We start from the raw sequence: 13,480 nt of genomic DNA on the forward strand, positions 1-13,480 counted from the left end.
CATGCATTGCCCGTTCTGCCGCCATTCCGACTCGCGAGTGATCGACTCCCGCACCAGCGACGACGGTCTCAGCATCCGCCGCCGTCGACAGTGCCCTGAGTGCGGCGGCCGCTTCACGACGATCGAGACCGCGAGCCTCAACGTGATCAAGCGCTCCGGCGTGATCGAGCCGTTCAGCCGCGAGAAGGTGATGTCGGGGGTTCGCAAGGCGTGCCAAGGTCGTCCCGTGACCGAGGCCGACCTGGCCGTCCTCGCGCAGACCGTCGAGGAGACCGTCCGGCAGACCGGAGCCTCGCAGCTGGACACGAACGAGATCGGGCTCGCGATCCTCGGCCCGCTGCGGGAGCTCGACGAGGTCGCCTACCTGCGGTTCGCGAGCGTCTACCAGGCGTTCGACTCGCTGGAGGACTTCGAGTCGGCGATCGACCAGCTGCGCGTCGACCACCAGGACCGTCCGGTCCGCCGCGCCGACTGAGCGTCCCCTCCGGAGCCGAGAGGTCACGAACGACCGATCCGCCGGTCCGGAACCGGTGATCCGCGAGCCCTCGGCACCCAGGCGCGCAGGGGACCGCGCGTCGGTGACAGCGGGGGCGACCGGATAGCCTGGTCGGGATGTATCCCCTCCTCTTCCGGACCGTCCTCTCGCGCATGGACCCCGAGACGGCCCACCACGCGGCGATGGCCGTGATCCGCGTCCTCGGCGTCGCCCCGTTCTCGTGGGCGGCCCGCGCGGCGACCACACCCGATCCCGCGCTGACGACGACGGCGCTCGGCCTGCGCTTCGACTCGCCGTTCGGCGTGGCCGCGGGTTTCGACAAGGACGTCAAGGGCGCCGCCGGGCTCTTCGCACTCGGCTTCGGCCACGTCGAGGTCGGCACGCTCACCGCCGTGCCGCAGGAGGGGAACCCGCGCCCGCGCCTGTTCCGCCTCATCCCCGACCGGGCCGTGGTCAACCGCATGGGCTTCAACAACCACGGCGCCGAGGCCGCGGCCCGCCGGCTGGAGAAGCTCCGCCGACGTCGCCGCCGCGGCGTGATCGGCGTGAACATCGGCAAGAGCCGCGTGGTCGACGTCGATCATGCGACCGCCGACTACGTCCGCAGTGCGACGCTCCTCGCGCCGCTCGCCGACTACCTCGTCGTCAACGTCTCGTCGCCGAACACCCCGGGACTGCGCGGCCTGCAGGCCGTCGAGACCCTACGGCCGCTGCTCGAGGCGGTGCACTCCGCCGCCGGCGCGACGCCGCTCCTCGTGAAGATCGCCCCCGACCTCCCGGACGACGAGGTGACCGCCGTCGCGCAACTGGCCGTCGACCTCGGGCTCGCGGGGCTCATCGCGACGAACACGACGATCTCGCGCGACGGCCTCGCGACCGACGCCTCGGTGGTCGAGGCGGCCGGAGCCGGAGGCCTCTCGGGTGCGCCGCTCAAGCAGCGCGCCCTGGAGGTGCTGCGGCTGGTGCGCGCGGCGGTGCCGTCCGACTTCTGCGTGATCTCCGTCGGCGGCGTCGAGACCGCCGACGACGTGCGAGAGCGGCAGGATGCCGGCGCCACGCTCGTGCAGGGCTACACCGCGTTCCTCTACCGAGGCCCGCTGTGGGCCCGGCAGATCAACCGCGGCCTGTCACGGCGCGGCTGAGGCGCGGCATCCGCTCGGCTCTTCTTCGTCGCCCGCGGACGCGCCGGATCAGACCGGACGCTGACCGCGCTTGACCTGTGGCTTGGGCAGACGCAGGAAGCGCATCTGGACGGTGCGCATCGCGGCGTACCAGCCGAGGCCCTTCTCGACCTTGTCGGCGCCGAACTTCGCCTTGACGGCGCGCTTGGCGTTGATCGACGTCAGCACCATGTCGCCGACGACGAAGATGATGAAGATCCACAGCGCGACGAACGAGTAGTACTGCACTTCGGGCACGGGGATGAAAGTCGCGAGGATCACCACGACCATGGCCGGCATGACAGCCTCGCCGAGGTGCCAGCCGGCGTCGACGTAGTCGCGCACGAACTTGCGCTGCGGGCCCTGGTCGCGGGCGGGGAGGTACTTCGGGTCGCCGGCGGCCATGCCGACGCGGGCCTTCTCGCGCTGCGTCTGGAGCTCGGCGCGGGCGCGGGCCTTGGCCTCTTTGGTGTCCGGGACGAGGGGCCGCTTGCGCGCGGCCTCCTGCTCGGCGCGGGTCGGCGTCGCGCGTCCCTTTCCGCCGGCGCCGCCGACGGGCACGCCGTTGAGGACCGTTCCCTCGGAGGGGACGTCGTTGGACGCGGGTGCTGCGGAGTTCTTGGCCACGATGATCCTCGGGAGTGCGTCAGAAGGGGGTGCACTTAAGATTACCCGCATGACCTCTGACCTCTCCCGACAGGATGCTGTGCGCGACGCCGCGGCATCCGGCATCCCCTCCGCCCTCGCCGACCTCGGCGCGCTCGTGCGCATCCCGTCGGTCGCTTTCCCGGGCTTCGACCCCGAGCCGGTGCAGCGCAGCGCCGAGGCCGTCGCCGACCTGGTTCGCGCCACGGGCCTGTTCGAGACCGTGGAGATCCGTCGCGCCGGCATCCCCGGCACCGACGAGCAGGGCCAGCCCGCGGTGCTCGCGACGCGAGCCGCCCGCAACGGGCGCCCCACGATCCTCCTGTACGCCCACCACGACGTGCAGCCGGTCGGCGACGAGGCGCTGTGGGAGTCGGCGCCGTTCGAGCCGACCGTCCGCGGCGGTCGCCTCTACGGCCGCGGCGCCGCCGACGACAAGGCCGGCGTGATGGCACACCTGGCGGCGCTGCGCGCACTGAAGGAGGCGATCGGCGACGACTTCGACCTCGGCGTCGCGCTGTTCTTCGAAGGGGAGGAGGAGGCGGGCTCGCGCTCGTTCGCGCAGTTCCTCTCCGACAACGCCGACGCGCTGCGCGCGGACGTCATCGTGGTCGCGGACTCCGGCAACTGGGACGACAAGACCCCGGCGCTCACCGTGTCGCTGCGCGGCAACACGCGCTTCACGATGCGCGTCAAGACGCTCGAGCACGCCTCGCACTCGGGCATGTTCGGCGGCGCCGTGCCCGACGCCATGATGGCCACGGTGACGCTGCTCGCCACACTGTGGGACGAGGACGGCGCGGTCGCCGTCGAGGGACTCACGAAGCGGGATGCCGACACCCCGGCGTACAGCGAGGAGACGCTGCGCGACGAGGCCGGGCTCCCGGCCGGCGTCTCGCCGATCGGACGGGGCACGATCCTCAGCCGCATCTGGAACAAGCCGTCGATCACGGTGACGGGCATCGACGCGCCGAGCGTCGCCAACGCGTCGAACACCCTGAGCCCCGAGGTCTCGGTGGTGATCAGCGCCCGGATCGCACCCGGTCAGGATGCGCGCGAGGCGTATGCCGCGATCGAGGCGCACCTGCGCGCCCACGCACCCTTCGGCGCGGAGCTCACGTTCACCGACCAGGACTACGGCAACCCGTTCCTCGTCGACACGTCGGGCTGGGCGGTCGCCGCGGCGCGTGAGGCGCTCCACGAGGGGTACGGCGTGGAGTCGGTCGACATCGGCGTCGGGGGATCGATCCCGTTCATCGCCGACCTCGTGCGCGAGTTCCCCGGTGCGCAGATCCTCGTGACGGGCGTCGAGGATCCGCACGCGCGGGCGCACAGCCCCAACGAGTCGCTGCACCTCGAGACGTTCCGCAACGCGGTGCTCTCGGAGGCGCTGCTCCTCGAGAAGCTCGACGCGCGCGCCGGCCAGGGCTGACACGCCCGGCTCGGAGCCCGTTCACGGAGTACGGGCGTAGAATCGCAGCATCCCGCCGCGTCCGCGGCCCGTCCGGAGGAGTGCCATGACCGACACTGCACTGTCGACCGACCCGTCCGTCAGCGAGCACGGCGTCCAGCTGACCGATGCCGCTTCGCTCAAGGTGAAGAGCCTCCTCTCGCAAGAGGGCCGCGACGACCTGCGTCTGCGCGTCGCCGTCCAGCCGGGCGGCTGCAGCGGCCTCATCTACCAGCTCTACTTCGACGAGCGGTACCTCGACGGCGACAAGACGGTGGACTTCGACGGCGTCGAGGTCATCGTCGACGACATGAGCGTGCCGTACCTCGACGGCGCGACGATCGACTTCAAGGACACCATCTCCGAGCAGGGGTTCACGATCGACAACCCGAACGCGGCCGGCAGCTGCGCCTGCGGCGACAGCTTCCACTGATCGCGCAGAATTTCCCGCAGGCCCGGTGCCCTCTTCGGAGGGCCCGGGCCTGCGGTTTTCCGTCTGCGCGCGTCGTTTCAACCTGAGCGGATGGCCCGAATCCCCTGAGCGCTTGCCCTAGACTGGCAAGAGTCCTGTTCGCGATCCGGAAAGGCGCACCGTGCCCTCGAAACGTCGTATCCGCTGGGCCGTTCTCCCCGTCGGGATCGCAACGGCCGCAGTACTCGCCGGATGCACCCCGACGGAGCTGCACGGCTTCCTGCCCGGGTTCGTCGAGAGCGGTCAGCCCGCCACGAACCACACCGATATGGTCGCCGGTCTCTGGGTGAACTCCTGGATCGTGCTGCTCGCCGTCGGCGTCATCACGTGGGGCCTCATGGGCTGGGCAGCGATTGCGTACCGCCGTCGCCGTGGCCAGGTCGGCCTGCCCGTCCAGCTGCGCTACAACATGCCGATCGAGATCTTCTACACGATCGTGCCGCTCATCCTCGTGATCGGGTTCTTCGCCTTCACCGCGCGCGACCAGACGATCCTCGAGACGCAGACCGAAGAGCCCGACGTCTCGATCGTGGCCATCGGCAAGCAGTGGGCCTGGGACTTCCAGTACGACGGCGAGTCCGACGACGACACCGTGTGGTCGATGGGCGTCCAGGCCCAGACCGACGACGAGGGCAACATCACCAGCGAGCTGCCGACGCTCGTGCTCCCCGTCGACAAGACGGTCAAGATCAAGCTGCAGTCCCGCGACGTGATCCACTCGTTCTGGATCATCGACTTCCTGTACAAGAAGGACATGTACATCGGGAAGGACAACTACTGGTCGTTCACGCCCACTCGCGAGGGCGAGTACGCCGGCAAGTGCGCCGAGCTGTGCGGCCAGTACCACTCGATGATGCTGTTCAACGTCGAGGTCGTCAGCGAGGCCGAGTACGAGGAGTACCTCGAGTCGCTGCGCGACGCCGGCCAGACCGGTGACATCAACGACGAGTACGACCGACTCCAGAATCTGCCCGGAACGGGTGCGAGCTCCGAGGGAGACCACTGATCATGGCGACGACGCTTCCGCTTCAGGAGAAGACGCAGGGTCGCCCCACCACGCTGCCCCCTCGCCAGGCAGCGCTGCTCAGCGCCACGCGCGTCGAGCAGAAGGGCAACATCATCGTCAAGTGGATCACCTCCACCGACCACAAGACGATCGGCTACCTGTACCTCATCTCGTCCGTCATCTTCTTCCTCCTCGGTGGAGTGATGGCGCTGATCATCCGTGCTGAGCTCTTCGAGCCGGGGATGCAGATCATCCCGACGAAGGAGCAGTACAACCAGCTGTTCACGATGCACGGCACGATCATGCTGCTCATGTTCGCGACGCCGCTCTTCGCCGGCTTCGCCAACGCGATCCTGCCCCTGCAGATCGGTGCGCCCGACGTCGCGTTCCCGCGACTGAACGCCTTCGCCTTCTGGCTGTTCCTGTTCGGCTCGACCATCGCCGTCGCCGGCTTCCTCACCCCGCAGGGTGCGGCGGCGTTCGGCTGGTTCGCCTATCAGCCGCTGGCCAACGCCAGCTTCTCGCCAGGTGCCGGCGGCAACCTCTGGATGCTCGGTCTCGGCATGAGCGGTTTCGGCACCATCCTCGGCGCCGTGAACTTCATCACGACGATCATCACCATGCGCGCGCCCGGCATGACCATGTGGCGCATGCCGATCTTCTCGTGGAACACGCTGATCACCAGCATCCTGGTGCTGATGGCGTTCCCGGTGCTCGCCGCAGCGATCCTCGCCGCCGCCGCCGACCGCGTTCTCGGCGCCCACATCTACGACCCCGCCAACGGTGGCGTCCTGCTGTGGCAGCACCTCTTCTGGTTCTTCGGCCATCCAGAGGTGTACATCATCGCGCTGCCGTTCTTCGGCATCGTGTCCGAGATCTTCCCGGTGTTCAGCCGCAAGCCGATCTTCGGCTACAAGACCCTCGTGTACGCGACGATCGCGATCGCCGCCCTCTCCGTCGCGGTGTGGGCGCACCACATGTACGTCACCGGCGCGGTGCTACTGCCGTTCTTCGCCCTGATGACGATGCTCATCGCGGTGCCCACCGGCGTGAAGATCTTCAACTGGATCGGCACCCTGTGGCGCGGATCGGTCACGTTCGAGACCCCGATGGTCTTCGCCCTCGGCTTTCTGGTCTCGTTCGTGTTCGGTGGCCTCACCGGCGTGATCCTCGCGTCGCCGCCGCTCGACTTCGCGCTGTCGGACTCGTACTTCGTCGTCGCGCACTTCCACTACGTCGTCTTCGGCACCGTCGTGTTCGCGATGTTCGCCGGGTTCTACTTCTGGTGGCCGAAGTGGACGGGCAAGATGCTCAACGAGCGTCTCGGCATGGTCCACTTCTGGATGCTGTTCATCGGCTTCCACATGACCTTCCTCATCCAGCACTGGCTGGGCGTCGACGGCATGGTGCGTCGCTACGCCGACTACTCGGCCGCAGACGGCTGGACGTGGCAGAATCAGGTCTCGACCGTCGGCGCGATCCTGCTCGGCGCTTCGATGATCCCGTTCCTGTTCAATGTGTGGATCACGGCCCGCAAGGCGCCGCGCGTCACCGTGAACGACCCGTGGGGCTACGGCGCATCGCTCGAGTGGGCGACCTCCTGCCCGCCGCCGCGTCACAACTTCACGTCGATCCCGCGCATCCGCAGCGAGCGTCCCGCGTTCGACCTCAACCACCCCGAGGCGGGGATCCCCGTCGGCGTCGGCCCCGCGAAGGATGCGCCCGAAGCCCCGGTTGTCGACCTCGCCGAGGGAGAGGTGAAGTAAGTGCGCACCAACACCGGACTCTGGTGGCTGCTCGCCGCGTTCTTCGGCCTGATGTTCGTCGTCTATACGGCGTGGAACCTGCTCTCGCACTGGGACACGAATCTCACCGGCAGCCAGTCGTACTGGGACACGATCACCCTTTCGATCGAGTGGGTCGGCAGCGTCGCGCTGCTGTTCACCGCGCTGATGGGTGCCCTGATCGCGTTCTACATCGGACGCGTGCACCACGCGCAGGGCGGCGAGCTTCCCGAAGACATCCTGACGTCCGACATCGACGACGGCGACCCCGAGCTGGGCGAGTTCAGCCCCTGGTCGTGGTGGCCCATCGTGCTCGCCTTCTCGGCGGCGCTCGCGATGATCGGTCTCGCTGTCGGCGCCTGGATGGTGCCCATCGGCGTCGGGGTGTTCGTGGTCGCCATCGTCGGCTGGGTCTACGAGTACTACCGCGGGTACTTCGCGCGCTGATCGTGCCATTGCGGCCCTCCCGCGTGCGGCTCCGCGCCGCCGCCGTGTCCGACACGGGCGCGTATCGACCCGTCAATCAGGACGCCGCCTTCACCGCGCCCTGGGGCGGTGCCGTGGCGGACGGTGTCGGCGGCGGCCCCGCAGGCGACCTCGCATCGGCGGCGTTCGTGCACCGGCTCGCCGCCGGCCGCGTCGGTTCGGTCGACGCCGACACTCTCGCGGTGAGCGTCCGCGCCGCGAACTGGGACCTGCGGGCCCACGTCGAGCGCGACCCGGCCCTGCACGGCATGGCCACGACGTTCACGGGCGTCTTCGTGTCGGAGGACGACACGCTGCTGCTCGCCCACACCGGGGACTCGCGCGCGTATCTGCTTCGGGACGGTGTGATGACCCAGCAGACGCGCGATGACTCATACGTGCAGGCGCTCGTGGAGCGCGGGCTGGTGACTGAGGCGGATGCCGCCTCCCACCCACGACGCAATCTCATCACCGCGTCGCTCAGCGGCGGCGAGCGAGACCGGGTGACCGTGGTCGAGCACGAGGCCCGCGCGGGCGATCGCTGGCTCCTGTGCAGCGACGGCCTGACCGACTACGTGCCGCAGGACGAAATCGCCGAGGTGATCACGCGTCACGACGACGCCGCGCACGCCGCCGGCGCCGCGGTGGAACTCGGACTGTCGGCCGGCACACGCGACAACGTCACCGTGGTGATCTGCGACGTCGAGGTGGGGCATCCGGAGCCCTTCTCCGTGAACAGCCAGACGTCCTTCTACGGCGCGGCTGCGGCGCGGTTCACCGAGGGCCTCGAGTCGGCCTGAGACGACGGCTCACGGGGCGTGTGAGGCCGCTCAGCGCGTCACCGGCCGGCGGACCACCATGACCTGCGGGTCGAAAACGCGGGGGAGCGGACCCTCGTCGTTCTCGATCGGCTGCCCTTCGCGGATCCAGTACTCGTAGCCGCCGATCATCTCCCGCACCTGGAACCCGAGCTTCGCGAACGCGAGTGCGCCCTTCGCCCCGCCGTTGCAGCCGGGGCTCCAGCAGTAGACCACCACGGGAACCTCGCGATCGAGCTCGACGAGCGCGCGCTCCGCGATCTGCTGATGCGGGAGGTGGACGGCGCCGGTGATGCGGCCCTGCGTCCACGCCTCGTCGCCGCGCACGTCGACGAGGACGAAACCCTCGCCCGCCTTCTGCGCGGCGTAGACATCCGAGGCGTCCGTCTCGAGTGCGAGCTTGGCGGCGAAGTAGTCGAGAGCTGTCGTCGTCATGGGATCCACGCTAGGGCGGCCGCGCGCCGTGCGGCACCCGGCACCCGGACACGCACCCGCGCATTCCTGCCGAATGCCCCGGGGCTTCGGTGCGAGACAGCTGCCACGCAGAACGCCCCGGCGGCGACCCGTGAGGGCCGTGCCGGGGCGTTCAGGCAGGAATGCGACCTACTGGCCGGACTCCTTCTCGCGGTTGCGGGGCTTCTTCTCGCCGTCCTCGGGAACGATGACGTTCGTCGGGCGGACGGCGGTCTCGGTGTTGCGACCGTCGTCGATCGGCACGTGAGGTGCGTCCGGCACACCGGCGCGCTCGTGGGCGCCCTGGATCTCGGCGTCCTCTTCCTCGGCGATGTGGTCGAGGGCGTGGTGCTGGTGCGCGAGCGCCTCATCGAGCTCCGTCTGGGTGACGGGGGCGAGGCGGTCCTCGAAGAACCAGCGCGAGATGGAAGCTCGGACGTTCTCGTGCCACGGGATGCGTCCCTTGGCGTTCGGGCGCACGACGAGCGGCTCGTAGTTCTCGAAGTCGACCAGCTTGTACCGCTCGTACTCGTCGACCGGCTGGTGGACCTCGATGTACTCGCCGCCGGGGAGGCGCACGATGCGTCCGGACTCGTAGCCGTGCAGGGCGATCTCGCGGTCCTTCTTCTGCAGCGCGATGGCCATGCGCTTCGCGACGAAGTACGCCACGATCGGGCCGATGACGAGGAGCGCCTGGAGCGTGTGGATGACACCCTCCATCGTGAGCCAGAAGTGGGTCGCGATGATGTCGGACGCCGCCGCCGCCCACAGCACCGCGTAGAACGTCACGCCGGCCGCGCCGATGGCGGTGCGGGTCGGGGCGTTGCGAGGACGCTGAGCGATGTGGTGCTCGCGCTTGTCGCCGGTCACCCACGCCTCGATGAAGGGGTAGATGAGCACGACCAGGATGAAGAGCCCGAGACCCACCAGCGGAACGAGGATGTTGAACGACCACGTGTGGCCGAGGAACACGAACTCCCAGCCCGGGGGCACGAGGCGCAGGGCGCCGTCGGCGAAGCCGATGTACCAGTCGGGCTGCGTTCCCGCCGACACGGGCGACGGGTCGTAGGGGCCGTAGTTCCAGATCGGGTTGATCGTGAACAGCGCCGCGATGAGAGCGATCACGCCGAACGTGATGAAGAGGAACCCGCCCATCTTCGACATGTAGACCGGCATCATCGGGTAGCCGACGACGTTGCTGTTGGATCGGCCGGGGCCGCCGAACTGGGTGTGCTTGTTGATCACCATCAGCATGAGGTGGAGCACGAGCAGGCCGACGAGGATGGCGGGAAGCAGCAGGATGTGCAGCGAGTAGAGGCGCCCCACGATGGCGGTGCCCGGGAACTCGCCGCCGAACAGCAGGAACGAGGTCCAGGTGCCGATCAGCGGGATGCCCTTGACCATGCCGTCGATGATCCGGAGACCGTTGCCCGACAGAACGTCGTCGGGGAGCGAGTAGCCGGTGAAGCCCTCGCCCAGGGCGAGGATGAACAGGATGAAGCCGATCACCCAGTTGAGCTCGCGGGGCTTGCGGAACGCGCCGGTGAAGAACACGCGCAGCATGTGCACGCCGATGCCGGCGATGAACACGAGCGCCGCCCAGTGGTGCATCTGACGGACGAGCAGTCCGCCGCGCAGGTCGAACGAGATCTCGAGCGTCGAGGCCATGGCCGCCGACATCTCGATGCCCCGCATCGGCAGGTACGCGCCCTCGTAGTGGGTCTCGACCATCGACGCCTGGAAGAAGAACGTCAGGAACGTTCCCGTCAGCAGGACGACGACGAAGCTCCACAGCGCGATCTCGCCGAGCATGAACGACCAGTGGTCGGGGAAGATCTTGCGCCCGAGCTCCTTGACGAAGCCCGAGAGGCTGGTGCGCTCGTCGATGTAGTTCGACGCGGCGCCGACGAAGCGGCCGCCGAGCGGCTTGTCGCGGGCAGCGGGAGCCTCCGCATACGACGCCGGCTCCCGAGTGAGGTTCTCGGTGGGGTGGGTCGTGGTCATGATCAGTGACGCTCCCAGAAGCTCGGACCGACGGGTTCGGTGAAGTCGCTGCGTGCGACGAGGTAGCCCTCGTCGTCGACCGTGATCGGCAGCTGGGGCAGCGGACGCGCGGCCGGGCCGAAGATGACCTTCGCGGCGTCGGTCACGTCGAACTGCGACTGGTGGCACGGGCAGAGCAGGTGGTGGGTCTGCTGCTCGTACAGGGCGACGGGGCAGCCGACGTGCGTGCAGACCTTGGAGTAGGCCACGATGCCGTCGTACGACCAGTCGGCGCGCTCCGGCGACTCCGTGAGCTGCTCGGGCAGGAGGCGCATGAGGAGCACGATCGCCTTGGCCTTCTCCTCGAGGTAGCCGCTGCTGTGCGACAGCTCGGCGAGTTCTTCGGGGATGACGTGCACGGCGGAGCCCAGCGTGACGTCCGCTGCGCGGATCGGCTCGCCGGTCGGGTCGTGCGCGAGGCGCGAGCCCTCCTTCCACATCGTGTGCTGGAGGAGGTAGACCGGGTTGCCGCCGTTGGGGTGCTCAGGCGTGTCCTGCGGCGCGAGTCCGCGGAAGAGCACGATCGCGGGAGCGACCGAGGCCACGAGCGCGGCGATCATCGAGTTGCGGATCATCGTGCGACGGCCGAAGCCCGAGTCGTCGTTCGCGTCGGAGAACGCCTGGATCGCCGCGGCGCGCGTGGAGTCGCGGCCGCGCGTGGCGTGACGGGGCTCGACGAACTCGCGGTCGGACATGATCGCCTTCGACCAGTGGATCGCGGCGACGCCGATGGCCAGGAGGGCGAAGCCGATGCCCAGGCCGATGAAGAGGTTGTTGTTGCGGATGTCGGTCATCCGGCCGCTCTCGATGGGGAAGAGCATGTAGGCCGCGATGGCCCAGATGCTCGCCGCGATCGAGAGATAGAAGAGGGTGTACACCGAACGCACGGCGGCCTTCATGGCCGCCGGGTCCTTGTCGGTCATCCGCTCCCGGTGCGGCGGGAGCGCGGGCGGGTGCACCGGGTCGGTGACCGCGACGGCGAGCCCGGGGGAGGGCTTCCAGGAAGCCCTCTCGTGCTCGAGCGGGTCGTCCTCGTGTGCCATGCTGCTCCTCGTCAGTTCTTGCGTGTCAGTACGTTCAGTTGGACTTCGCCGTGATCCACACGGTGATGGCGATCAGCGAGCCGATGCCGAAGATCCAGATGAAGAGGCCCTCGGAGACGGGGCCGAGCGATCCGAGCGTGAAGCCGCCGGGGGACTGGGTGTCCTGCAGGAACAGCAGGTACGAGATGATGTCCCGCTTCTCCTCCGTCGTCAGCGTCATGTCGTTGAAGACCGGCATGTTCTGCGGTCCGGTGACCATCGCCGCGTACATGTTCAGCGGAGTCGTGTTGTAGAGCGCGGGGGCGTACTTGCCCTCGGTGAGCGCTCCGCCGGCGCCGGCGACGTTGTGGCACATCGCGCAGTTGATGCGGAAGAGCTCGCCGCCCTCGGCCGCGCTTCCCTTGCCGTCGAGCACCTCGTCGGACGGGTACGTGGGCCCGGGGGCGATGCTCTGGATGTAGGCGCCGACTGCGGCGATCTGCTCGTCGGTGAACTGCGCCGGCTTCTGCGGGGCCTGCGGTCCCTGCATCTGCAGGGGCATGCGGCCGGTGCTCATCTGGAAATGCACCGCGAGCTCGCCGACGCCGTACAGCGAGGGTCCGTCGGCCGTGCCCTGCACGTCGAGACCGTGGCAGGTGGCGCAGTTGGCCTGGAACAGGCGCTTGCCGTCTTCGACGGTCGAGGCGGCGGCCACGGTGGTCTCGGTCGTCGTGGCGGCGACGGCTGCCGACGCACCGGCGTACACGCCGCCGGTGATCAGCAGTCCGATGCCGATGAGCGCGGCGGCAGCCCAGGGGCTGCGGCGGCCATTCGAGCGGCGCGGGGTCTCACGTGCCATGTCGGGAATCAGCTCCGCTCTTACTTCAGGAAGTAGATGACGAGGAACAGGGCGATCCAGACGACGTCGACGAAGTGCCAGTAGTACGACACGACGATCGAGGACGTCATCTCTTTGCGCCCGAAGTTCTTGACGGCGTACGCGCGGCCGATCACCAGGAGGAAGGCGATCAGGCCGCCGGTGACGTGGAGGGCGTGGAAGCCGGTGGTCAGGTAGAAGGCCGATGCGTACGAGTTCGCGTCGATCGGCATGCCCTCGGCGACGAGCTGCGCGTACTCCCACACCTGGCCCGACACGAAGATCGCGCCGAGCGCGAAGGTCAGCCAGAACCACTCGACCATTCCCCAGCCGAGCCATCCGCGCTTGCGGGTGGAGTAGGGCTGGAAGCGCTCGGCGGCGAACACGCCCATCTGGCAGGTGACCGACGACAGCACGAGGATGATCGTGTTGACGGTCGCGTACGGGATGTTGAGCAGCTGCGTCTCTTGCGCCCACAGATCGGGAGAGGTGCTGCGGAGGGTGAAGTAGATCGCGAAGAGGCCCGCGAAGAACATCACCTCGCTGCCGAGCCACACGATCGTTCCGACGGCGACCGGATCGGGCCGCTTGACGGACCGCATGGCCTGGGCGTAGGTCGCTGAGGAGGTCGTCACGCTCCCCATTATGGCCGATCCTGAGGCGGGGTATTCGCATCGGGAGGCATGCATTGCCCCTCGTGGAACTTAGGTCAGCCTAAGAGAACTCCGTGAGAATGCCGGGAACCCGTGGTGAAGACGCAGAACCGGGCGTGGTGGCATGCCGTGTCAC

At 68.5% G+C, this 13,480-nt stretch carries 14 protein-coding genes; 8 read left to right on the plus strand and 6 right to left on the minus strand.

The annotated features are described in order from the left end of the window. The first annotated feature begins 1 nt into the window (after position 1). Positions 2 to 475, plus strand: coding sequence for a transcriptional regulator NrdR (nrdR, locus tag OB08_RS01625; protein ID WP_461471434.1), 474 nt, complete (start codon positions 2 to 4; stop codon positions 473 to 475). Between the two features lie 137 nt (positions 476 to 612). Then, positions 613 to 1,638, plus strand: a complete 1,026-nt coding sequence (locus OB08_RS01630; RefSeq protein ID WP_461471436.1) for a quinone-dependent dihydroorotate dehydrogenase — start codon at positions 613 to 615, stop codon at positions 1,636 to 1,638. 48 nt (positions 1,639 to 1,686) lie between these two features. Here the strand turns inward: OB08_RS01630 and OB08_RS01635 are convergent, their stop codons facing one another. Next, positions 1,687 to 2,283 carry a DUF3043 domain-containing protein gene (locus OB08_RS01635; RefSeq protein ID WP_461471438.1) on the minus strand — a complete coding sequence of 199 codons (597 nt, stop codon included), beginning with the start codon at positions 2,281 to 2,283 and terminating at the stop codon, positions 1,687 to 1,689. Positions 2,284 to 2,332: 49 nt separating this feature from the next. Here OB08_RS01635 and OB08_RS01640 point away from each other — a divergent pair, with 49 nt between their 5' ends. The 6 genes from OB08_RS01640 (at position 2,333) to OB08_RS01665 (ending at position 8,278) form a co-directional block, all read left to right on the plus strand. Then, positions 2,333 to 3,733, plus strand: a complete 1,401-nt coding sequence (locus OB08_RS01640) for a M20/M25/M40 family metallo-hydrolase (protein ID WP_461471440.1) — start codon at positions 2,333 to 2,335, stop codon at positions 3,731 to 3,733. A gap of 85 nt (positions 3,734 to 3,818) precedes the next feature. Further along, complete coding sequence (gene erpA, locus OB08_RS01645; protein WP_461471442.1) at positions 3,819 to 4,184, plus strand: iron-sulfur cluster insertion protein ErpA; 366 nt, start codon at positions 3,819 to 3,821, stop codon at positions 4,182 to 4,184. A gap of 160 nt (positions 4,185 to 4,344) precedes the next feature. Beyond that, a complete protein-coding gene (ctaC, locus tag OB08_RS01650; RefSeq protein WP_461471444.1) occupies positions 4,345 to 5,229 on the plus strand; it encodes an aa3-type cytochrome oxidase subunit II in 885 nt (294 codons plus the stop codon). A 2-nt stretch (positions 5,230 to 5,231) separates the two neighbouring features. Beyond that, positions 5,232 to 6,995: an aa3-type cytochrome oxidase subunit I gene (ctaD, locus tag OB08_RS01655; RefSeq protein WP_461471446.1), complete on the plus strand. Its 1,764-nt coding sequence runs from the start codon at positions 5,232 to 5,234 to the stop codon at positions 6,993 to 6,995. Beyond that, positions 6,996 to 7,460: a cytochrome c oxidase subunit 4 gene (locus OB08_RS01660; RefSeq protein WP_461471448.1), complete on the plus strand. Its 465-nt coding sequence runs from the start codon at positions 6,996 to 6,998 to the stop codon at positions 7,458 to 7,460. 2 nt (positions 7,461 to 7,462) lie between these two features. Beyond that, on the plus strand, positions 7,463 to 8,278 hold the full coding sequence (locus tag OB08_RS01665) for a PP2C family protein-serine/threonine phosphatase (RefSeq protein WP_461471450.1): 816 nt from the start codon (positions 7,463 to 7,465) through the stop codon (positions 8,276 to 8,278). 30 nt (positions 8,279 to 8,308) lie between these two features. Here the strand turns inward: OB08_RS01665 and OB08_RS01670 are convergent, their stop codons facing one another. From OB08_RS01670 to ctaE, 5 genes are all read right to left on the minus strand, one after another. Beyond that, the gene (locus OB08_RS01670; RefSeq protein WP_461471452.1) at positions 8,309 to 8,731 is read right to left on the minus strand and encodes a rhodanese-like domain-containing protein; all 423 of its coding nucleotides are present in this window, start codon (positions 8,729 to 8,731) and stop codon (positions 8,309 to 8,311) included. Positions 8,732 to 8,899: 168 nt separating this feature from the next. Next, positions 8,900 to 10,753, minus strand: a complete 1,854-nt coding sequence (gene qcrB / locus OB08_RS01675) for a cytochrome bc1 complex cytochrome b subunit (protein WP_461471454.1) — start codon at positions 10,751 to 10,753, stop codon at positions 8,900 to 8,902. A 2-nt stretch (positions 10,754 to 10,755) separates the two neighbouring features. Then, on the minus strand, positions 10,756 to 11,835 hold the full coding sequence (qcrA, locus tag OB08_RS01680; RefSeq protein ID WP_461471456.1) for a cytochrome bc1 complex Rieske iron-sulfur subunit: 1,080 nt from the start codon (positions 11,833 to 11,835) through the stop codon (positions 10,756 to 10,758). Positions 11,836 to 11,869: 34 nt separating this feature from the next. Next, on the minus strand, positions 11,870 to 12,673 hold the full coding sequence (qcrC, locus tag OB08_RS01685) for a cytochrome bc1 complex diheme cytochrome c subunit (protein WP_461471458.1): 804 nt from the start codon (positions 12,671 to 12,673) through the stop codon (positions 11,870 to 11,872). Positions 12,674 to 12,693: 20 nt separating this feature from the next. Beyond that, the gene (gene ctaE / locus OB08_RS01690; RefSeq protein WP_461471460.1) at positions 12,694 to 13,335 is read right to left on the minus strand and encodes an aa3-type cytochrome oxidase subunit III; all 642 of its coding nucleotides are present in this window, start codon (positions 13,333 to 13,335) and stop codon (positions 12,694 to 12,696) included. Between the last annotated feature and the right edge of the window lie 145 nt (positions 13,336 to 13,480).

This window comes from Microbacterium sp. HJ5, from assembly GCF_054824025.1.